The sequence below is a fragment of the Paenibacillus xylanexedens genome (assembly GCF_007680605.1).
GTDB classification, from domain to species: domain Bacteria; phylum Bacillota; class Bacilli; order Paenibacillales; family Paenibacillaceae; genus Paenibacillus; species Paenibacillus xylanexedens_B.
In genome coordinates, this window is record NZ_VEIO01000001.1 from 2683912 (window position 1) to 2705077 (window position 21166).

24 protein-coding genes and 2 pseudogenes are annotated in these 21166 nt (G+C 43.4%); 1 reads left to right on the forward strand and 25 read right to left on the reverse strand.

From position 1 onward, the window contains the following. Positions 1–99: 99 nt before the first annotated feature. The 24 genes and pseudogenes from FS818_RS11925 to FS818_RS12040 all read right to left on the reverse strand — a co-directional run bounded on the left by FS818_RS11925 (position 100) and on the right by FS818_RS12040 (position 16841). Positions 100–279: a ribbon-helix-helix protein, CopG family gene (locus tag FS818_RS11925; protein WP_145331959.1), complete on the reverse strand. Its 180-nt coding sequence runs from the start codon at positions 277–279 to the stop codon at positions 100–102. Positions 280–625: 346 nt separating this feature from the next. Continuing rightward, positions 626–1011: pseudogene (locus tag FS818_RS29565) on the reverse strand (DUF5071 domain-containing protein). Positions 1012–1024: 13 nt separating this feature from the next. After that, entirely contained in the window at positions 1025–1147 is a 123-nt protein-coding gene (locus FS818_RS11940; protein WP_145331962.1) for an Imm53 family immunity protein, read from the reverse strand. Positions 1148–1271: 124 nt separating this feature from the next. After that, a complete protein-coding gene (locus FS818_RS11945; protein ID WP_145331963.1) occupies positions 1272–1622 on the reverse strand; it encodes a hypothetical protein in 351 nt (116 codons plus the stop codon). Positions 1623–1684: 62 nt separating this feature from the next. Then, a complete protein-coding gene (locus tag FS818_RS11950; protein ID WP_222128815.1) occupies positions 1685–2152 on the reverse strand; it encodes a barstar family protein in 468 nt (155 codons plus the stop codon). Between the two features lie 18 nt (positions 2153–2170). Next, a complete protein-coding gene (locus tag FS818_RS11955; protein ID WP_145331964.1) occupies positions 2171–2440 on the reverse strand; it encodes a hypothetical protein in 270 nt (89 codons plus the stop codon). Then, the gene (locus tag FS818_RS11960) at positions 2441–3034 is read right to left on the reverse strand and encodes a hypothetical protein (protein ID WP_145331965.1); all 594 of its coding nucleotides are present in this window, start codon (positions 3032–3034) and stop codon (positions 2441–2443) included. Between the two features lie 31 nt (positions 3035–3065). Continuing rightward, a complete protein-coding gene (locus FS818_RS11965) occupies positions 3066–3644 on the reverse strand; it encodes a hypothetical protein (RefSeq protein ID WP_145331966.1) in 579 nt (192 codons plus the stop codon). A gap of 33 nt (positions 3645–3677) precedes the next feature. Beyond that, positions 3678–4139, reverse strand: coding sequence for a hypothetical protein (locus tag FS818_RS11970; protein WP_145331967.1), 462 nt, complete (start codon positions 4137–4139; stop codon positions 3678–3680). A gap of 295 nt (positions 4140–4434) precedes the next feature. After that, positions 4435–4839, reverse strand: a complete 405-nt coding sequence (locus FS818_RS11975) for a hypothetical protein (protein ID WP_186375469.1) — start codon at positions 4837–4839, stop codon at positions 4435–4437. Positions 4840–4857: 18 nt separating this feature from the next. Continuing rightward, positions 4858–5346 (reverse strand): HINT domain-containing protein, encoded by a 489-nt coding sequence (locus FS818_RS29265; RefSeq protein ID WP_260989833.1) that lies wholly within the window; start codon positions 5344–5346, stop codon positions 4858–4860. 146 nt (positions 5347–5492) lie between these two features. Then, positions 5493–5696, reverse strand: coding sequence for a hypothetical protein (locus FS818_RS11985; protein WP_145331969.1), 204 nt, complete (start codon positions 5694–5696; stop codon positions 5493–5495). 367 nt (positions 5697–6063) lie between these two features. Next, positions 6064–6405 (reverse strand): hypothetical protein, encoded by a 342-nt coding sequence (locus tag FS818_RS11990; RefSeq protein ID WP_145331970.1) that lies wholly within the window; start codon positions 6403–6405, stop codon positions 6064–6066. Then, positions 6387–6665, reverse strand: coding sequence for a hypothetical protein (locus FS818_RS11995; protein ID WP_145331971.1), 279 nt, complete (start codon positions 6663–6665; stop codon positions 6387–6389). Before FS818_RS11995 ends, FS818_RS11990 begins: the two co-directional genes overlap by 19 nt. Positions 6666–6935: 270 nt before the next feature. After that, complete coding sequence (locus FS818_RS12000; protein ID WP_260989834.1) at positions 6936–7256, reverse strand: hypothetical protein; 321 nt, start codon at positions 7254–7256, stop codon at positions 6936–6938. 431 nt (positions 7257–7687) lie between these two features. Continuing rightward, the gene (locus FS818_RS12005; protein ID WP_145331972.1) at positions 7688–9403 is read right to left on the reverse strand and encodes an ABC transporter ATP-binding protein; all 1716 of its coding nucleotides are present in this window, start codon (positions 9401–9403) and stop codon (positions 7688–7690) included. Positions 9404–9453: 50 nt separating this feature from the next. Further along, on the reverse strand, positions 9454–10485 hold the full coding sequence (locus FS818_RS12010; protein ID WP_145331973.1) for a FecCD family ABC transporter permease: 1032 nt from the start codon (positions 10483–10485) through the stop codon (positions 9454–9456). A 1-nt stretch (position 10486) separates the two neighbouring features. Next, positions 10487–11542, reverse strand: coding sequence for a FecCD family ABC transporter permease (locus FS818_RS12015; RefSeq protein ID WP_145331974.1), 1056 nt, complete (start codon positions 11540–11542; stop codon positions 10487–10489). A 286-nt stretch (positions 11543–11828) separates the two neighbouring features. Then, positions 11829–12014: pseudogene (locus tag FS818_RS12020) on the reverse strand (glycerophosphodiester phosphodiesterase family protein); the annotation flags it as partial. Between the two features lie 752 nt (positions 12015–12766). Further along, the gene (locus tag FS818_RS29270) at positions 12767–12895 is read right to left on the reverse strand and encodes a hypothetical protein (RefSeq protein ID WP_260510917.1); all 129 of its coding nucleotides are present in this window, start codon (positions 12893–12895) and stop codon (positions 12767–12769) included. Positions 12896–13018: 123 nt separating this feature from the next. Next, positions 13019–13603 (reverse strand): LOG family protein, encoded by a 585-nt coding sequence (locus tag FS818_RS12025; RefSeq protein WP_145331975.1) that lies wholly within the window; start codon positions 13601–13603, stop codon positions 13019–13021. A 260-nt stretch (positions 13604–13863) separates the two neighbouring features. Further along, the gene (locus FS818_RS12030) at positions 13864–14283 is read right to left on the reverse strand and encodes a hypothetical protein (protein WP_090923709.1); all 420 of its coding nucleotides are present in this window, start codon (positions 14281–14283) and stop codon (positions 13864–13866) included. 20 nt (positions 14284–14303) lie between these two features. Next, positions 14304–15005, reverse strand: a complete 702-nt coding sequence (ung, locus tag FS818_RS12035) for a uracil-DNA glycosylase (protein ID WP_260984663.1) — start codon at positions 15003–15005, stop codon at positions 14304–14306. 573 nt (positions 15006–15578) lie between these two features. Continuing rightward, entirely contained in the window at positions 15579–16841 is a 1263-nt protein-coding gene (locus tag FS818_RS12040) for a MalY/PatB family protein (protein ID WP_313960465.1), read from the reverse strand. Positions 16842–17127: 286 nt separating this feature from the next. Between FS818_RS12040 and FS818_RS12045 the strand changes: the two genes are divergently transcribed. After that, positions 17128–17835, forward strand: a complete 708-nt coding sequence (locus tag FS818_RS12045; protein WP_090923711.1) for a helix-turn-helix domain-containing protein — start codon at positions 17128–17130, stop codon at positions 17833–17835. Between the two features lie 151 nt (positions 17836–17986). On the opposite strand, the gene FS818_RS12050 is transcribed toward FS818_RS12045, so the two are convergent. Beyond that, entirely contained in the window at positions 17987–20908 is a 2922-nt protein-coding gene (locus tag FS818_RS12050) for an insulinase family protein (protein WP_145331977.1), read from the reverse strand. Between the last annotated feature and the right edge of the window lie 258 nt (positions 20909–21166).

Here is a 21166-nt window from a genome sequence, read left to right on the forward strand (position 1 = left end):
GCGTTCTGCACATGGTAGGATATTTATGCAGTCGCTCATTCAAGTGATTGCGGGATATGGAGCAGCGTTGTTCTTCGTGGGACGAGCGCTGCTTCTTTTTTATTTTTGGAGCTCGTCGTAAATCTTTTCAATCCCTTTGCGAACAATAGCAGATCGGTTCGTATTCAACTTCTCAGCCGCAACATCAAGTTTGCTCAGAATTTCCTCATCGACACGGATCTCAATCGTTTTGCTCTTCGGGTTATCAGATTTAGGACGCCCCATCTTTTTGGAGGACATTGCTCCACCTCCTTTTCGTCCTGACAATAATATATTATTGTCAGGACGAAAAGTCAACATAGTTATGAAACATACGTTCGTTTCAACTCAGATCGATCTCTAATGTACATCTTATTGTTTGCAATCCCGCAGATATTGAGGAATTTTTGTCATGTTGACTTGCGAAATTATAAACAACCCATCCAGATAACCAGATGGGCTCACTTAAGTTTCTAGAGAAAGTAAAACAATTTCTTGAGCATTGCAGAGACTATGGGAAGATCATTCTGAGCAACTTCCTCGATAAATGGATTTTCAAGAACTGATCAAAGAAAGTCCTACTTACTGTCCAGAACGGACATGTCCACTACTGTATCTTGTGAAGCAAAGGTACGATGACTCCATCCAGTCCCTCTAACAATTCATCTTCAGTAGGATGTCTTAAAAGTCGGTCTAAATCTTCTTTCAGCATAACCACATGCTTAGAAGGTAATCTACTAATTAATCCTGTCAGCATAAAATATTCCCAAGTAGAATCTCTTGTTTGAAATACATACTGAATGTGAGGAATCAATTCGTTCCGAATCTTAACAGCAAATCCTCCACGGGCTTCGAAATCGGCCAATTCCCATCCTGCAACCACTCCATAAGTTCAGGTAAAATCTCTCTCAGTTCATCGTTACTCCGTTTGGCAAGCTTCTCTACAGATTTAATATCAAATTTATCTTTAGGTAACATCGTTCTGATATTCATTCGTTATTCCTCCTCAGGAAATTCCGGCATACCAGCCCGGATTATCGATCGTTTGAATTATCACACCATACACATGCTCCCACTCTCCATCACAGTTCTGATCATACCTGTGTTGAATCCACGCTAAAGTCTCCATAACTAAGCTCTCCTAATCTTCATATAGCTGTTCCACTCCGTGAATCTGAGTCAATTCCATTGCCAGCTCTTGAAACTGCACTTCTTCCAAACCAGCAATAGAAAATTCGTAGTATTCAACATTCTCAAATAATCCGGAATCCATATTTTATTGCCCGCTCTCCATCTGGGGGAGGATCGAACACAATAACGTTAACAGCACAACCTTCATGTTGAACAAAAAATTCAATCTCATGGACATTTTGAATGATGAAACAATCCACTTGTCCCGTCCGCGTTGTAAGTTCTTTGAAAGGCAACATTCTTGTCTGAAGCACAGTGTCATACTTCCAGCCTAACTTCTGTGTAATTTCATACGAGTCCTGGTATATAACAATTCCGATTGGGAATGGATGCGCATAAAATACACGGATAATCTCAATCGCTTTTTGAGCCCGGCTTTTATCTATGGGGAATGAGAAATAGTAATTATTCATGAACTACCTTCCTATTTATGTACTATCTATTATTGATCAGATTACCCATGATTCTTATAAGATCAACTATAAACTAACGTTACATTTCCATCTGCTAGCACTTCTTTTAACTGTTGAAAATAACCCTCTTTTGAACACCATTCATGATCTACATCTTGAAGAATAATTACGAATGGTGCTATGGCTCCAAATCCACCACAAAAGCAGTCGGACAAACTATCCAAGTTAAATCCATAGTATCCTCCTGGACCGTTAATAGCCTCACCTAAGGCACAATAAAAAGAAGAGGAGTCCTCAATGTTAGTCGCATCCATGTGATATATGCCATTCTGCCGCTCCTGAGAATGAAGCTGGGTTCCTCGATATAATCGGGCTTCTAGCCATCCGATTCGTTGTTCTAGAGATAGTCCTCCCCATTCGTTCGTTTTAGCTAGAGGTTTTCTTCGCATATTCCAAATGAGCATACTCTCTTCTGTTACCACTTGAGACAAATCCCCAACCAGTTCAAACTGTGTTAAAACTTCATTCAATTCTGTAAACCGATCATACTAAAGAGATTCTCTGAGTACAAAATAATATGATCCTATCGGATTTTCTTCGTGATCAAGAATAGTGATCTCTATATTGTTAATACTAATTTTTTTCTCCTTACAATACGCTACAAACTCAACGTTATATCGAAAATGAATTAACATTATTTTATGAAAGTTCTCATCACCGACGGTTCCAATAAGGTTGCCAGTCAACCCAACCAGATCTAAGGATTTTCCAATGGTCAAACCACTCTCATCATCAACTAAAGAATACCGATTGATCATCTAGTTTATAAGCTCCTTTAAATGGTCTGAATATTCCGGAAACATTGAACTCAAGCGAACCTTGTCTAAATTCGCTAAGTTCTCCAAAATACGAAGTGTTTTGAACGATGATGGAGCATTGGCTTTGGTAGCATAGATTACTGGGCTCTCTAAATAACTTAACTCAAAAATTTCCCCTGAATCAAAATTAATACAACGTTTTAATAACCTAACTAGTTTCTCTTGATCTACATTCTGATAAGCTTCGGAAGTAAGTGTTGCTATAATATAATCGAAAGCTACATGCTTACTTCTTGATATGTACATATCATAATCAAAAGCGGCGACCGTAAAGTTCTCAGGTAATGCATATATTTCGAGAGATTCAATATCTCTACCATCCCCGAAAGATTTCAAAAGCTTCATTTCCATCCGAGCTAAAGTTTTAATTTTCTTGCTGGAAAAAAAATCTCCAGAAATTCCAATATAATTTGGCTCAAGATTAAGATTGGTGATTATTTGTTTCGACAAATGATAAAATGCTTGCCATTGTGACATATCATCTGTTTCTATTTTTCCATACAAGACGATTGAAGTCGTTAATCTCCCCTCCATATGCTGCCTCCATACGTAAACTTTAAATACACTATAAATATTCCTTCCAAACATTAAATAAATCATTCAATTGTCTTTCATCACCTCTTTTTCTTACATACGCCAGAGAGGCGTTATAAACAATTGCAATTGGATTCATTTCTACTTTCCCAAACCCTTTAATAACTGGTCGGTTCACATATACATAATTTTTAGGTGTATGAACAACTCCCCAGTCAAGGCTAGAAAATAAATTAATGAAAACAGTACCAAAATATAATCCTATATCAATAATAATTGAACTAGATTCTTCACTGAACTTTTCAGAATTTTTAAGTACCTCATCTCTTAACCATTCAGGTGTCATACTAATTTCTTCTTCCAACTCTGCTGCCGTCTTTGGAACCATCGTAATTCGAGGAATAAACCATTTACACAATATCCCCAAAGATCTTTCTGACAAGTCCAAATCATCTGGAGATGAACCTGTCGTCTCGTGATAAAAAGCTTTCAGTACTTCTATTCTTTTTGGAATCTCAGAAGTAAACCACGCAAGATAAGTCCTAGCTTCTAATTTTGTCATAATCTCAAAGGGTTCAATTTCAAAAGGAGCTATCATTTTATTATACATAAAATCAACTCATTTCAGCCAAGTAATCATCCTTCAACCTTCTAATACATATGCAATATCTTCGAAATATCTCTTTAGTGACAGATTTTTCTCTTTAATCACATTATTCACTAATGTATGAGGCCAACGCTTAAACGCAGGAATACCACCAATGTTAACCACTTTCGGCCCTTTTTCTGCTTCATATATCCATTGCCCACCAAATTGATTCCTGATTATTTCACCAAAACAATAACTAATATAAAAAACTTCATCTTGCGATAGCTCTCCTATAACAAGTCGATCTAATATCTCAATGCTCTCTGGGTTATGTAGATTAAGTTTGTTTTTGTTTACAAAATCTTCAATAGAATTTCTCCAGTTTTCCTCCAAGTAGTTGGGTGCAGGAGGTGGAATGAACTCCGTGTTTTTAGCAAACCATGGTAATGCAAATTGTTCAATAATTTCTAGAACATGTTGAAAAATGCTTCTTAGTTCTTCTTTATCTTGATACACGTACCACTCGCTCGCTGATCAGATGCGTGCCGGTGAACGCCTACTGAAAGCCTTTTACTGTTCCGACCCATGGAATGATGTCGAGCAGGAGATGCCGCCTTGCACCATGTACGACGTATCGCCGTCGCGGCTGGCCGAAAGGATCGACGTACAAAACAGGGTTTCCGTTTACGTATGCATAACGGTTCACAAAACCGAGAATTAATAAGCTTAGCAACCCTTAGTCATGCCGATTTACTTGGCACTAAACGGGTAAAGAAAAACTTTGAGGGTGTTTATCCCAAAGGTTTTAGCGTTAGTTATCAATTTCAGCTTTCATTTTGTAAAATAAATCTAAGTGGTACTCTTCTCTCTCCATTAATCCGACATGATGGTCGAAATTAGACGCGATTTCTTTATAGCCAAGGATCGTTGAAATTTGTTCGCTATTGGGTTCACCTATAAAATTGAAGTACCAAGAATTTGGAATTTTTTGATCAATGACTTCGAACCATTCATACGGAAACCATACCGGGTCAAGATTTAAATCTGGGTCCGGATGATCAACTTTCAATAAGTAAAACATGTAATTATCCCAATGGCCGATCGAATACACATTAAAAGTTGCCCCAATAATTAATGACTCACATTGATAATTTATTGGGTAACCTGCCTTAGTGGATAATGAATCACTTTTATTTGATATACATTTTACTTTCATATAGTACCTCTCTAGGAATTACCTATCCTTAAATTTGAAATCATCATACTGCCTAATTTTAACATTATACACCCAATGAATTTCTACTCCATTAATTTTCCTACTCATCTTAACCCAACCATCCGCATGATTCCATCTCCTATCCTGCATTAACGAAGGCCTTTTAAGTACTGTACCTTTCGTAGGATCAGACATGGCCTTCTGTATTGCCTTTAACTCAGCAGAAGTAGTTCTGCCAGTTGAACCTTTACCTAAAGGTTTAAAACCCGGTACCCAAGTACAATTTGTATTATGCACCCAAATCGCAAGGTCACTAACAAAGTACGTATGGAAATCATTAACCGTCATATTGTAAACCGTAACGTACTTTTGGACCAATTCGATGCTATCTATCTTGAGTGTATTCCCATCGCTCTGAACAAGCAATTCTCCAACCTTGAGATCTTTGACAAACATCCTTCCTTTACCTTTCACATAGAACGGATGATTGAAGGTCGATTCAATCACTTGGTCGCCAATATGATCTCAAGTACCCGTTTATATTTACTGCCTTGTATTGTTTAATGAAACTATTAATTGGTTTGCATTTCGGGGTCAACTTATCCAATAATTCATTAAAGTGCAAAACCTCATCTCATTATTTTCCACGGAGATCATTTGGTTACTTTCAAGGCTTGATTAATTTTGTCCATAGCAAATACTTCCCTACTGTGGTCTGCCACAGCATATATTTTCAGCCAGAATGCATCTTCTTCAGCATAACTTTCGATCGCCTCTCGAATAATCTTTTCTGTTAATTCTTTAACTATAATATCGGGCTGCACTGGAGGAATAAAGGAAACATCCTCTCTCTCCATAAATTCCGATAAACCGAAAGGAGTAGTACATACAAATGTGTGGTGCTTCCATCCTCCAATTGAATAAACACATCACAATTTCCATTGGCAGGATTAAGTTGATCTAGCGGGGTCGGAAAGGTGATGTTGCTGATTTTCATAACTACCACACCTTGACTTTCTTATTTATTATAAATTAATATTCCATATTTCTATAACCGATAATATAATCTTTGCAATTCAGACTGGAAGGTAGTTCCTCTTCCTATTCAGACCTTAAATTATGTATTTCCAAATTTAAAAATAAATTCAATCACTTGATGCATAACTGTTCGACTTACCTACAGTTCTTCCGTTACTTTTTTAGTAACATCCTTTGAAGAATGACTTAATAAACTAACTGTTCTTGCCCATCAATCACTAACAGGTCATCGTAAATCTCCCCTGACATCCTATAAAACAACTCATATCTGCCAATTTCCTTTCCATCGTAAATGATGGGGACTAAGGCAATAATATGAGAATATTCAGGTTCATTCCAATTTATTATGCAATAAACTTTTTCTAATTCTAGCATTAATTTTTCAGAGTAGTACTTTCCAAAATACAGTTTCTCGTCTTCTGGAGACTCTGCCAAGTAGTTGTTTACGCACGATAAGCAATAATTTCGTGCTGTAGATTCTACATTATGGGACTTAGCCCAATCTACTATCACATTTTGATCAAACATTTTACCTCCACTAAAGCAAAATTAAAATTAAACATATCCTTATTCGGAGTCACACCTCTTTTCAGTTCAATTAAACAGGTATCATCGTCAATTGCAGGTTCATAACCAAATTTTACAGGTTCAACATCATAACGTTCCATAAATAGATAAAAATATTTCAATAATCCTAGCCCCTTTTCTTTGTCAGAAATACGATCTTCGATTAATTCTATCTCCGAAAAGTTATTCTCAACACTTCCTGATTCTCCATCAAATGACAATAGAATAAGGAACTGTTCCAAAGTTATACCCAAACGAAGTTTATCTACAGTAATTGTACCCGTCCCCGGGATGGTAAAAAAATCAGAAAAGCTTGATATGTCTTTAAACTCTCTTCCTCGTTATTATCATAGAAATTGAAGATATAATATTATCTGAAATAAGTTTGAAATCATAAAAGAGCATATTATCCAACTATTCCGCCCTTAAGTCAAATACTACTTCAAGAGACCCCACATTTACACCTCTTATATCTTGAAATGTTCTATCCATCACTTTCTTTTCCCACGCCACCAATACCTTCCCCACACGCCCATCACACCACATAACAGCAACGCACAGTATGCCCAAGCAAACAGCATGGCAAGCCCTAACCCGATGTTGGCATCCAAACGTTCATCGGTGATGTAGGTATACAATGCAAACGTAAGAGGTACGGCGCCGATGATAAAAAATCCAATAAACCAGCCAACCAAGTTTCGAGGGGGGTAACCTTTGTCATGCCCCATCAGTTTACGAATTCCCAGCAATAACAACGATAAAATTAAAATAAAACCGAGACAGGTAAGTAGTATTTTAGTCAGATCTGACATGTCAATTGCCTCCCAATGCTCCATTTTCTCCAGATGCTATGCCTGAAAGTCCCTAATCATGTACCTGTTAAACCTATCCTACACTCCAACGATAGCTTTGCCCATCATTACCCATTTCGGTGGTGTGTGACCGTACTTTTCCCCCTCTAAAAAAAAGACCACCGTCCTGACTCCTTCCCAGTCGTGGACGATGGCTAATTTCTAAACTCCAGTGTACTACGTATTACGTATCCCCAACGTTTTACAGCTTTACCTTGTTACAATCCTACATTTCGTTACAAACATAACTCTTGTACCTGTATACCGTCCTGATCCGATACGTTGTACATTACTCTAAACACCAACCTGATTACGTTAAAATTTCACGCCACTTCAATCGAAACTTCTTAGCGTTTTTGCTTGAACTTTAGATCAGTAGCAACGGACTCTGCCTATGCACCAAACTGCGCATGGTGCAGACGGCTGTAAATGCCGCCCGAAGCCAGCAGTTCCTCATGACGTCCCTGTTCCGTGATGCCTTGCTCGGCCACGACCACGATGCGGTCTGCGTTTTTGATCGTCGCCAGCCTGTGGGCAATGACCAGTGTCGTACGTCCTTCGGACAGCTCCGCGAGGGATTGCTGAATCGCTGCTTCCGTTTCCGTGTCGAGCGCAGATGTCGCTTCATCCAGAATGAGAATCGGTGGATTCTTCAGGAACATGCGAGCAATGGATAATCGTTGCTTTTGTCCCCCGGACAGCTTCACGCCGCGTTCACCAATCAGTGTATCAAGCCCTTCCGGCATGGACAGAATCAAGGATTCCATCTGGGCCCGACGAGCCGCCATCCAGATTTCCTCTTCTGAGGCATCCAGTTTGCCGTACGCAATATTTTCCCGAATCGTACCATCGAAGAGGAATACATCCTGCTGCACGATCCCGATCTGGCTGCGCAAGGAATCCAGAGTCATGTGCTGAATATCCTGACCATCAATCGTGATGCGCCCTTCCAGCACATCATAGAATCGTGGCAGTAAACTGCAAAGCGTTGTTTTCCCCGCACCCGACGGACCGACCAGAGCGACCGTTTCACCGGCACGAACACTTAAATCGATACCTTGAAGTACAGGCTCTTGATCCGAATAACCAAAAGTTACTTGCTCGTAACGGATATCTCCGCGCAAATGGGATACCGCAACGGCATTAGCATGGTCTTTGACCTCTGGCTCCATATCGAGCAGGTCCGTATAACGTTTGAAACCTGCAATCCCTTTAGGATAAGTCTCGATAACCGAATTAATCTTCTGGATCGGCGTCAGGAACACATTCGATAACATAATAAAGGCAATAAACTCACCATAGGTCATGCTGCCGTTAATCACAAACCACGTTCCGCATACGAGTACAAACAACGATACCAGCTTCATCAGTACATAACTAATTGATGAGTTCCAGGCCATAATTTTGTACGCGACCAGCTTGGTTTGACGGAAACGACCGTTGTTTACCGCGAATTGCGCTTTTTCATACTCTTCATTGGCAAAAGCCTGAACCACGCGAATACCCGTAATATTGTTTTCTACACGCGCGTTAAAATCGGCAATATCCCCGAACATTCGGCTGAAGGCCTTGGACATTTTGTTCCCGAAATACAAAGAAAGATAGATAATAAGTGGCACAATGATAAACGTCAGAATGGCCAGATTCCCGTTAATACTCATCATGATGCTAAATGCACCCACAAGCGTCATCACGGCGATAAATACGTCCTCGGGACCGTGGTGGGCAATCTCTCCGATATCCATCAGATCATTCGTCATGCGGGATACCAGATGTCCTGTCTTCGTATTGTCAAAATATCGGAAGGACAACTTCTGCACATGATTGAACAGACTTTTACGCATATCCGTCTCGATATTAATCCCTAGCTTGTGTCCCCAATACGTTACAACGTAATTCAGGAATGAATTCAGCAAGTAAATGCCCAACAGTCCTAGACACGCCCATAAAATCCAGTCCCACCGTCCACCTGGTAGCAGATCGTCCACAACCCGGTTCACAGCTAGCGGAAAAGCCAGCTCCAGCAACGCGACCAGAATTGCACAGGTGAAATCGAGAATGAACAGTTTTTTGTACGGCCTATAATAGGCAAAAAAACGACGAAGCATGAACCTAGTTCCCCCTTACGGCAATCCTCCGTCAATATGATGATTACCTTCTATTTCGTCCTGCTTAAAAGATACAGGAAGTATGGTGCACCCAGAATTGCAACCAGAATCCCGGCTGGAATCTCTGAAGGTTGCAAAATGACACGTCCCAGCGTATCCGCGACCAGAACGAGCAATGACCCGACCAGTGCAGATGCAGGTAGCAAAAATTGATGTTTTGGCCCAACCAGACGGCGCGCCAGATGAGGCCCGATCAGACCAACAAAACCGATACCGCCACTTACAGATACACAGGCTCCTGCGAGAATGGCTGCCGAAGCAAGCAAAATCATTCGCTCACGCTCTACGGGAGCACCAAGCCCGCTTGCTGTCTGATCCCCCAGGTTTAATACATTCAACACACGAGCCTTCGCCAGCACCAGAGGTACAAGCACAAGGATAAAGGGCAGCAGTGCAATAACAAATTTCCAGTTGGAGCCCCAAATGCTGCCCGCAAGCCAGGTGGCTACAAATTGGTATTTCTCCGGACTAAGCCGCAGCGTTAACACGATCATAGCTGAACTGATACCGGCTGCAACTCCAATTCCCGTTAGTAGCATACGGGTCGGCAAGATGCCCTCCCCTTTTTTGTAGGAAAGGATATAGATCAGAAATGCTGCAAAGCTCGCCCCAACCAGCGCAAGAATGGGGAGCAGAAAGATCGGTGCGGCTGTTGTCGTTGGGAAAAAAGAAACAAACAGCATGACCATAAGACCCGCTCCTGCATTAATACCAAGAATTCCCGGATCAGCAAGCGCGTTGCGCGATATCCCTTGCAGGATACAACCCGACAATGCCAGTCCCGCTCCAATCAGAACAGCAATCACTATGCGAGGCAACCGGAATTCAAACAGGATCAGTTCCTGCTTCGGTGTGCCGCTGCCAAACAGTGTCCGTAAAACCTCCAGCGGAGAAAGCTTGGTAAATCCGGTATTCATACTGATGATAAAAGCTGTAATAATCAAGAGACCGAGCACAACAAGAACAACGATACCTTTCGTTTTCTTTTTGCGCTCTGCGCCAACCATAGTTGAGGAACCCATCTTACAGCGTCCTCCTTTCTTTCCGCGCCAGATACAGGAAGAACGGCACCCCGATGAGGGCTACCAATGCGCCAATCGGCGTTTCGTAAGGCGGGTTAATCATACGTGCGGCCAGGTCCGAAAATACAAGCAACAGGCTGCCCATCACGGCAGAACAAGGAATAATCCAGCGATAATCGACCCCAACCAGCTTCCGCGTAAGATGGGGAATGATGAGACCGACAAATCCGACCGCCCCCACCACAGATACCGCCGTACCCGCCAGAATAAGTACTACAATCAGTCCGACCAGCTTGATCAGACCGGTACGCTGTCCCAATCCGACTGCGATGTCCTCCCCAAGACTGAGCAGCGTAATTGAACGCGAGATGATCATGCCAACGATCAGTGCAGCGAGCACCCAAGGAAACATCACTTCAAGCTGAGACCACTTCGTTCCGGCCACCCCTCCCGCAGTCCAGAAAGCCAGATCTTGTCCGATTCTGAAATAAAGCGCAATGCCCTCACTCAGTGCAGACAGCATAGCCGATACTGCGGCCCCGGCAAGCACGAGACGCAGCGGCGTCAGACCTGATCGGGATGCTGCACCAAAACCATACACAAGCAGTACCCCAAGTCCTGCTCCTAAGAAGGAATACATAATGATGTACATGTACGGCAAACCCGGGAAAAAAGCAAAACAGATCGCCAGCGCAAATCCGGCACCCGCGTTCAGGCCAAGCAATCCCGAATCGGCGAGTGGATTCCGGGTCATACCTTGCATAATCGCACCGGCAACAGCGAAGCAAGCCCCAACCATCGCTCCGCCCAGAATACGCGGCAACCGAATCTCCCATATGATCTGATGGGGTGTCAAGTCAGGGTTAAAGTTAAATACCGCCTGCCAGACTACGCCGAGCTGAATATCCGCAGCACCAAATGAAATGGACAACGCCATGCCCAGAGCAAGCAACAGAATACCGCCAGTAAGAATGAGAGTGGCTGCCCATGGACGTGTGTGGATTTTCGCTGTAGGTGACTCCTCATTTGATTGCGTGGAAGAACTGTTCAAGTTCATACTTGACCACCTGTGTTATGAGTGAAGCATATTACCCTTATGTACATAACAATCACCTCTCCAAAAATACCGCTTCTATTGATATTGATTCTCATTCCCATAGAACATTGTAAGGGAATCCTTCCAGTCTGGCAATGGACAAAAAGGACAACTTTCTTGCAGATATGAATATTTCCCGCATGAATATGCATAAAAAAGGCCACACCAGAGCTTCATCGCTCCTGTGTGGCGCTCATTTCATAACTTTACATACGATAGCCTATACATATCCTTATTGATTCCAATATTGGCTTCCCGCCGTCCGTTGTAAAGTTTCATCATGAATTAACACCAACCGTCCATCGGCTGATATCTGCACATCCGTCTCGATACCCGTTGCACCCAGCTCTAGCGCTCGCTCAAACGCAATCATCGTGTTTTCCGGGCATGCCGCAAATGCACCTCGGTGGGCAATAATTTCAATGTTGTTCAATTCAGACCCTCCTGCGTTCAAAGTGGATTCTATGAACTTTCACTATATACACCATTTGTCATACACGTATTAAGAGAGCGTTTAATTGTATACTGGCTTGTTCATTCAGCACGGGTCTAACAGTTAAAGGGCTGGGGATTCACTCATTTTTGCGAACTCAATCTAAAATCCAACATAATATAATATCAGTCGTAGACAACTGCACTCCGCTGTAAGGAGGTTGCCCTTTGAAACCGTTGAAATCACGAACAAGGAAGCACTCAATCTCTTCCAGATCTTGCTCTGCCCAAAAATACTCATCGCACCACTTAGCGAAGAATAGATCAGAACCCGGATCGAAAATCAGCAGGTCAAGACCTCCCGGATCACGACAAACAATTCCGCGCGCTTCTGTTCGAGGACTCTCTTTACCTGACAGAACAAGTAATCAGTCCAATGTTATCGAACCCAAACAAAATAAACTGGATCAACTGGCCTTTGTTGCGGCTATCCTTGCACTGATTGCTTCTGCTATTGGACTATACATTGCCTGGAAAACACTTCTTCTGCCCAGCGATACTACGGAAATCGTCGTATAGTTTCCAAGTAGATAGCTCTATCTCATTGCTTATGGGATGGAGGTCTTTTTTTTTAGGCAAAGGCAAAAAACCGTTCCCCTGAAACGCCGGCAGTTGCCGGCGTCTCTTTGGAAAGGCCATTTTCTTCGAATGATGCCATGAGTCAGCATGCACCCTGTTATAGAATGGTCTGAATTACAGTACGAACGTGCGGGAGATGATAACCAGCAGGATAAACAACACCAGGATTGCGCCTGTTGATGTCCATACACCACCACCGAAACCTCCACAGTAGCCGTAACCTGCTCCTTTGAGATCGCTCATGAGTGACACTCCCCTCTTCATCAAAGTACACTATAGACTATGTCCGCAAGCGTTATTTGCTTGGGCAGGTGAGGAAGTTTTTCTCTTGAAGCAACAGGTTACTTCTTTCAATTTCTATAGCCTTTACTTTCCGCTGAGTTCAGACCATTTCTGAGTTAATTCCTTGGGGATGTAGGCGGCCATCTGAGCAAGCAATTCGGCTGGATCAGACTCAAGACTCCACAAACTGAGATGTGAGGTGTTGGAGAAGCCTTCATGCACACTGTGCTCCACCATTTTCATAAGTGGTTCATAATAACCGTTAACATTCAAGAGGCCAACAGGTTTGCGATGAATGCCGATCTGTGCCCAGCACAGTACCTCGAACAATTCTTCGAACGTGCCCATACCGCCCGGAAGTGCAATAAATCCATCGGATAACTGTGCCATGGTTGCCTTCCGTTCATGCATCGTACCCACTTCAATCAGTTGAGTAAGCCCGGCGTGAACCACCTCGCCCCGAAATAACCCCGTAGGCATAACCCCAATCACTTCTCCGCCTGCCGCAAGAGCCGCATCCGCAACTGCCCCCATCAAACCCATACAAGAGCCGCCATAGACCAAGGCATATCCGTTGCCCGCAATCTGTTCCCCCAAAAGGGTAGCGTTCTTCATATAATCGGGATGATTTCCCGGGTTAGACCCTGCAAAAACACATATCCGTTTCAAGTGGTTTCACTCCTTTTTGAGATCTATCTCCTTAGTATACAATATAAGTGTCATCGCTATGTTACAGCACGTTAACAGAACTCATGCACAGCGTTATACGAAGTTTAAAAAAAGAGAAAAAATACCCGGCCGTTTGCAGCCGGCCGGGTTCCCAAATCCATACACATTCATTTAGAAGGGGTTGTTACTACCTACTATAAGGTCGAAACATTAATGCTGTATGATCGCAGTATGAAAACCATATTAAATTTTCAACCAGGCTATCGTATGCCGCGCCGCGAACGTACCACAAACATGTGCTTGTCCTTGCGAAGCAGACGCCCGTCTTCAAGCTCGACCTGATCCTCGTCATGTCTTACAATCGTAGTCGATAACGCTACAATTTTGGCGCGCCGCCAGATCATAATCTGTGACTTGAAATAAATCGCATTTTCAAACTGTACTGCCTTTTTCATCACATATCCGATCTTGTGCACTTCGGAACGTGCTTTCTTCAGAGGCAGGCTTTCGTCCGGAAGAGGTTTGATCATTGCTATATTGTCAAACGATACTTTGATCCGTTTCGGTCCGATTCGAACACATTCCGTTTCTTCATCCCACTCCACCAGCGTTCCCTTCAGAGGCTCGCGAATTCCTGTTGCCCGGTATACTGCTACTTTTCGTCCAATCCAATGTCGCAATGTGCTCGCCTCCAATCTATCTAGTTTTCAGGTATTGTCCAATCGATCGGTTTAATACCTTTGGAGACGAGAAATTCATTAGCTTTGGAAAAAGGCCGGCTGCCAAGAAAGCCGCGATGTGCAGCTAAAGGGCTCGGATGCGTTGATTCCAGCACCAGATGTTTGTCTCTGTTAATAAAAGCACCCTTCTTCTGAGCGTGACTTCCCCATAGCATGTACACCATAGGCTCATTGCGCTCATTCAGCTCACGAATGACGGCATCCGTGAACGTCTGCCAACCCAAGGCCTGATGAGAATTAGGCTGACTCTCCCGAACCGTCAGAACCGCATTTAGCAACAATACACCCTGCTCTGCCCAGTGAATAAGTGAACCATGCTTTGGAACAGGCACACCCAGATCGGCCTGAAGTTCCTTATATATATTTTTCAGTGAAGGCGGTACGCGCACCCCCGGTCTGACCGAGAAACTTAATCCATGCGCCTGGCCCGCCCCGTGATAAGGATCTTGACCAATTATAACGGCTTTCACCCGATGATACGGGGTTAGCTTCAACGCTGAGAACAAATCTTCCTTGGGTGGGTAGACCGTCTGTGTTTTGTATTCCGCTGCGAGCGCATAACGAATATTGTTAAAATACTCCGCTTCGGTTTCTTGCTGTAACACCTCGTCCCAATCATTTCCAAACATAATATTTAGGCTCCTTTCCCCTGATGAATACATATCCGTGTAGCCCGTTTGGAAGGGCTCTTCCCTGCAAGAGTCACATGTCCAGCGACTCATAGACTATCCATCATTTTAACATAACCGCAGTCGACAGACCAGAAGTGTACGATGGAGAGAAAGGAAACCGTCCAGATTAATAAAAGAAACACTCAAAAAAAGACGAAACAGAATACGCTCCGCTTCGTCCCTTTCATATTCATCTATACCCCCGTAGTCCCGTATAAGTCAGCTTAAATGTGTCTTTGATGCATTCTATATAAGTTGAACTAAAGATTTTACACAGTCCACTCCGACGACAGAAGAACCCTCCAATCGCTGTTATCCCCAGATTTTTTGGATTCCCTTTTCCAAAGGGAAAAATCCGGTGATAAGCGTATGCTTCCGATGCAGCTTTCTTGCAGAAAGCTTTTAGGCGAGCGCTTCGCTTTTCCAGGTTTTTTCTGTCCTCTCCGTTAACGTGTAAAAGAATAGTTCAACTTAAATAGTATGATTTTGATACATCGCAGATTCAATAGTCCGATGCTTAACATTACACTTCATACAGACAATCCATCGTAAAACCTACCGATGTTATACGTGTGCGGGCATCTGTTTCACCTGTTTTTGTTCCGTCTGCCGGTCCACCAGCACCCGACTAATTCGACTCAATCCTTCCTTCAGGACAGAACGAGGGCAGGCCAGATTTAACCGAATGCAACCTTCGCCGTTTGCCACAAACATTCCTCCATCCTCCAGCAATACGCCTGCTTGCTCTGCAAAGAACAGAGGCAGGCTGACATTCTTCGGTGCATAAGGCGTAATATCAATCCAGGCCAAGTACGTTGCCTCAGGAATGTGAAAAGCGGCAAGCGGCAGATATGTTTTTAAAAAGTCATCAACATACGCAAAGTTATCATCCAGGTAAAGCTTTAACTGTCTCAGCCATTCATCGCCATGTTCATAAGCTGCTTGAGTTGCCGCAATACTTAGCGGATTTTTGAAGCCGTAATGGCGTGTCTGCCAGATCTCCCTTAGTGCTTTATTGGGAATAATGACATTGGAGAACATCAGACCCGCCATGTTGAACGTTTTGCTGGGAGACATACAAGTTATAATTCGGTCGGTATCCGGGAACAGTTTGGCGAGTGGGGTATGTGTTTTTCCCGTACGTAGCAGATCACAATGAATTTCATCCGATATGATCCATATCTCATTATTCAAACAGATTTCGCCTACCCGCTTCAGTTCCTCCGTGCTCCAGATGCGTCCAGATGGATTATGCGGATTACAGAAAATGCATACCCGAACTTTCTCGTCTCTGGCTTTCGCTTCAAAATCGTCAAAGTCAATCGTATAATGCCCTTCTTCATTTAACATGTCCGAGCACACTAATTCAAGCTGGTTATGATCTGCTGCCGATTGGAAAAATCCATAGGACGGCGTCAGGATCAGTACCTTTTCGTCCGGCTGGCAGATATACTCCACCAGTTCATACAGCGCAGGAATAATGCCATTGGACGTTTCTAGATGTTCCTTCGGGAAGGACCAGTTGTAATATCGTTTCATCCAGCTCGCTACCGCTTCGTAGTAAGCCGGGTCAAAAACTTGCGAATACCCCATAATGCGGCGATCCAGACGATCTTTCACGGCATCCAAAATCTCGGGAGGTGTAGCGAACTCCATATCAGCAATCCACATGCGGATGAACTCCTCATCCTTAAACGGAAATTTCATCTCACTCGTTGCGTTAAAAATATATTGGCGGAAACCATCCGTATTCATAGCGTTGGTTCCGGTGCGGTCAATGATCTCATCAAAATTATAGGATGTGTTCACCTTGTTCATCTTGGTCATGGGGTTAACTCCTCTGTCTTTTCGTTTCATCATTTATGGATGTTGAATCTATCCGTTCTTCGGTTCATCACTTCTAACCCTATTGTTCCATGCCGCCGGAGTTGTATCAAATGCAAGAGAATCTACTCAGAAGAAACAAATTGCTTTTCATGTTTCCTCAGAATAGGCTTTTTACTGAAAAAATGATATATTTCTGATAGGTCTTGGGTTTTAAGAAAGACTTTCAGCCTATTCGTCTATTCTCAGGAAACACTTCCGATCATCCAACTCGATAAGGAGCACCCCAATGAACAACATCAACCAGGAAGTCGGCAAAAAAATACGAAACTTCCGCAAATGGCGCGGGCTCACCGTACAACAACTGGCAGACCAGATTTTCAAGAGTAAAGGTACTCTTTCCAAATATGAGAGCGGTGATATTACGCTGGATCTCGTCACACTACACCAGATTGCAGATGCGCTAAATATTCAGGTCGAGCAGCTGCTCTACCAAGAACCGAGGCATGCGTCTCCGCTGATGAACACGGTCCAGTCCAGCTTCTTCAAAAACTCCACCCGCTTCTATTCGTACTTCTACGACGGCAGGAACAACAGCCTCATTCGTTGCGTGATCGACATGATGGCTCAGTCGGATGCCAACCGCTACCGTACGGTAATGTATATGAATGTGAAGGATTTTGACAATTATCAGGAATGTGAAAATATGTACTGGGGGCACACCGAGCATTATGATACGCTGACTACACTCATTTTGAAAAATCAGGCTACGCCGCTGGAGAATTTGTATATTAATATTTTGGCATCCTTCCAGGAATCGGAGAAAAAATGGGGACTTATGGCTGGCGTTTCATTCAGACCGTTTATGCCTATAGCACTGAAAATGCTTTTCTCCCGCACACCGTTGCCGGAAACGCCAGAGCTTTACAACGAGCTGAAAATCTCCAAGGAAGATCTGCGCACGCTTAAAATTTATAACATGCTTGCGGTAACTTAAACAGGGACCCAAATAAAATGAAAAAGACACTTGCCCAAGCTGTTTTACTTACCAGCCCAAGCAAGTGTCTCTTCTTGTTATCTAAAGATATTTATTCTACAGACGTTTATTGAAGCCTTCTTTTCACAGCCGCAACCCGGGTTACCGCTCCTTAATGTTTAATCAGATCCAACGTTTCATCAAACTGTTGCTTCTGCTCCTCAATCTTGTGCTCGTTACCAATCACACACCGATGCTGTTGCTCCAGAATGGCCGAGACAAATTCGGAAAACCCGATAATATCGCTCTCTTTTGTGCCAAGTACCTCATCGCGCTCTTGTTGCAGATCAGCTTCCGTCACATTGGACAGATAACATTCCAGCGAGAATGCTCCTTCACTGTAAGGCGTTCTTGGCGTATCCAGATCCTGAATCGCACCGATGATATACCGTGTCATCTCCCGTTCATCTGCACGGAAATCGTTCAGATACTGCGGAATTTCCTCGTATACTTTGTAGGTTTTATCCAGATTCGGGTCACGGTAGGAAGCCAGAAAACTGTCGCCATTCCGTCTGAACCCGGACATACAGCCGTAAGCGCCACCTTTGGCACGGATATTGTTCCACAGATAGTCCAGTGACAAGATGCCTTGTAATACACGCAGTGAGCCTGTATAAGCGTACCCTTTGTCGATATAATTCCCGGTTTGCACCACATATTGAACCTCGGATGGAGAACGGAAACCTTCGTTATGTGTTGCAGGCGCAAACGTAAAAGTTTCCTTCGCCACTTCATGTGTGAACAGCTTGGCTTTTAGAGCTGACACCTGCTCTTCCAGACCTTCGTATCCTTTATCGTCTGCCGTGTAGCTGACAAGCAGGTTCTCCGGTCTGAAAATGTAACCCATCAGCTCTTGCAGGCTGGAGGACAGCTCTTCTTTTTTCGCATCAAAGTTTGCCTGTAGATTCTCAAGCCATTGATAATAAGCAATCCCGCTAACCGTCTCCCGGAAATCAGCAACGGCCGAATGTTTAGAGGACGATCTGGCAATTCCTGCGGAATGACCACTGTTGATCAGACTGCGTTGCAAATTACCTTTGACCTGAGAAATAATCTCGAACAGTCTTTTCGAATTGTCAAAACGGGACGTAAACACGATCTCCTTGATCATATCAAAAGCAAATCCCAGTTTGTCATAAAGCACCTTTGCATTGAACTCATACGTTGCTCTGAAATCATGAAGCTGATGCGCATTCGCATACGAACCAACCCCGCTGTTGATGCCGCCGGAATGGATATGAATTTCATTCGATAACTCGTTAAACAAGTAGTTTTGCGTGTCCACGTAACCAAGTACGTTTTTAAGCAATCCCACATAAGGCAACAAGCGGCGCGGTACTTCCTTGATATCAAACAACAGTCTCAGATAACCAATACCGTTCGTATACAAGTTATGATGCAAAATGGTTGTGCCATCCACGTTGTTCAGCGTTTGGTACAGTTTAGACGCCTTCGTATCAATATCCTCAATGGACAACGTCGGGATCACCTGCTGCTGTTCCTTGGTGGATGGGGTATTCTGGTACTCGGCAAGCGCTTCGGTGCGCTTAATCATATCCTGCACCTCTTCTGGACTAAGTCCCGCCTGCACCGACTTCAACCGCTCCTTCAGCGCCTCTTCCTTGCGTGCGTTCAAGCCTTTGTCCGGTGTGAGCGCAACAAATGATGTATGTGTATTTTGTAATAAATACTTCTCAACTAGTTGTTCGAAATAACCGTCTTTCATTTTGGACCGAAGTTCTGCAAATACATCATTCGCCTCAAAATACGTAAAAGGCGCTTCCTTATCGTACAGCCAGCTTTGGAGGGAGGAAAGTCCGTAGATCAGTCCTTTCGGCATCCGGCCAAAGTCCGCTTCCCGGTGGTTAAACTCATAAGAATTGATGCCGGCAAGCAATGCTTTCGGGTCAAAGCCTTCTTTTACAACGCGCTCCAGCACTTCCTTGATCGTGCCGAGAAATTCGTCCTTGCTGGACAAGTTGCTCTTCTTGAGTCCCACCGTGAACACGGGCTGATACAAGCTATCATCATAAGATCCATAAACATCCTTCGCGATGCCTTTATCCAGCAAGGCTTGCTTCAGCACAGCTCCAGGTGCATTGAGCAGTGCGTATAACAAGATTTGAAACGCAATGTTCAGTTCCTTGTCCAGACTTGTGCCAATCACCGCGTTATAGGTCAGAAAGCTGTTGTCTACTTCGGATTCCGTGCTTCCCGCAGCGTACGACTTCACCGTATCCACCCGTTTCGGGAAAGCAGATTGCAGTTTTATCTCGGAGTCAATCTCGATTCGATCATAGTTGTTCAGGTAATGTTCGTCGAGCCATTGCAGTTTCTCTTCCATATCCATATCCCCGTACAGATAGATGTAACTGTTAGACGGATGGTAGTATCGTTTGTGGAAATCAAGCAATCCTTCATAAGTGAGATCCAGAATCGCCTCCGGGAAGCCCCCGGACTCACAGGAATACGTCGTATCCGGGAAAAGAGAATTTAACACCTCGCGTCGAACCAACCGTTCCGGCGAAGAAAAGGCACCCTTCATCTCGTTATACACCACGCCGTTGTATGTCAGCTCGTCATCCGCGGAAGTCAGGTTGTAATTCCAGCCTTCCTGCAAAAATATTTTTTCATTCTCATAAATATTCGTATTTAATACCGCATCCAGATACACATCCATCAAGTTATGGAAGTCATGATCGTTGCGACTCGCAACGGGGTAGACGGTTTTGTCAGGATACGTCATCGCATTGAGGAATGTATTGAGTGAACCTTTGAGCAGCTCCACAAAAGAATCTTTAGCCGGGAACTTTTTCGAGCCACATAGCACGGAGTGTTCCAGAATATGAGCTACCCCTGTATCATCTTCGGGAGGTGTGCGAAAACCGATGTTGAACACCTTGTTATCATCACTATTGGACAACAGTACGATATGAGCACCCGATTTTTGATGTTCCAGCAGGTACGCATCGGATTTCAGTTCTTCTATTCTACGCTCCTGTAATACCTTGTATGGCTTAAGCTGTTTCAACATAAACTTGAGTCCTCCGTCCATAGATTGTTGTGTTGGTTGATGGGAAAGGTAATATATGCCTATCGACTAGTATACACCATTGTGACCTCTCTTCATAAATAGACGCCCGAATCCACTTTCTGATATGTATTATGTTGCTTTTCGGTTTATGAACTACAAAGAAAATACAAAAAACCAACATTTAACATAAAAGGGTTCTCAAAACATTACTTAATATGGTATATTTAACCAAGGTTGGCCAACCTTGTTTATACCTTA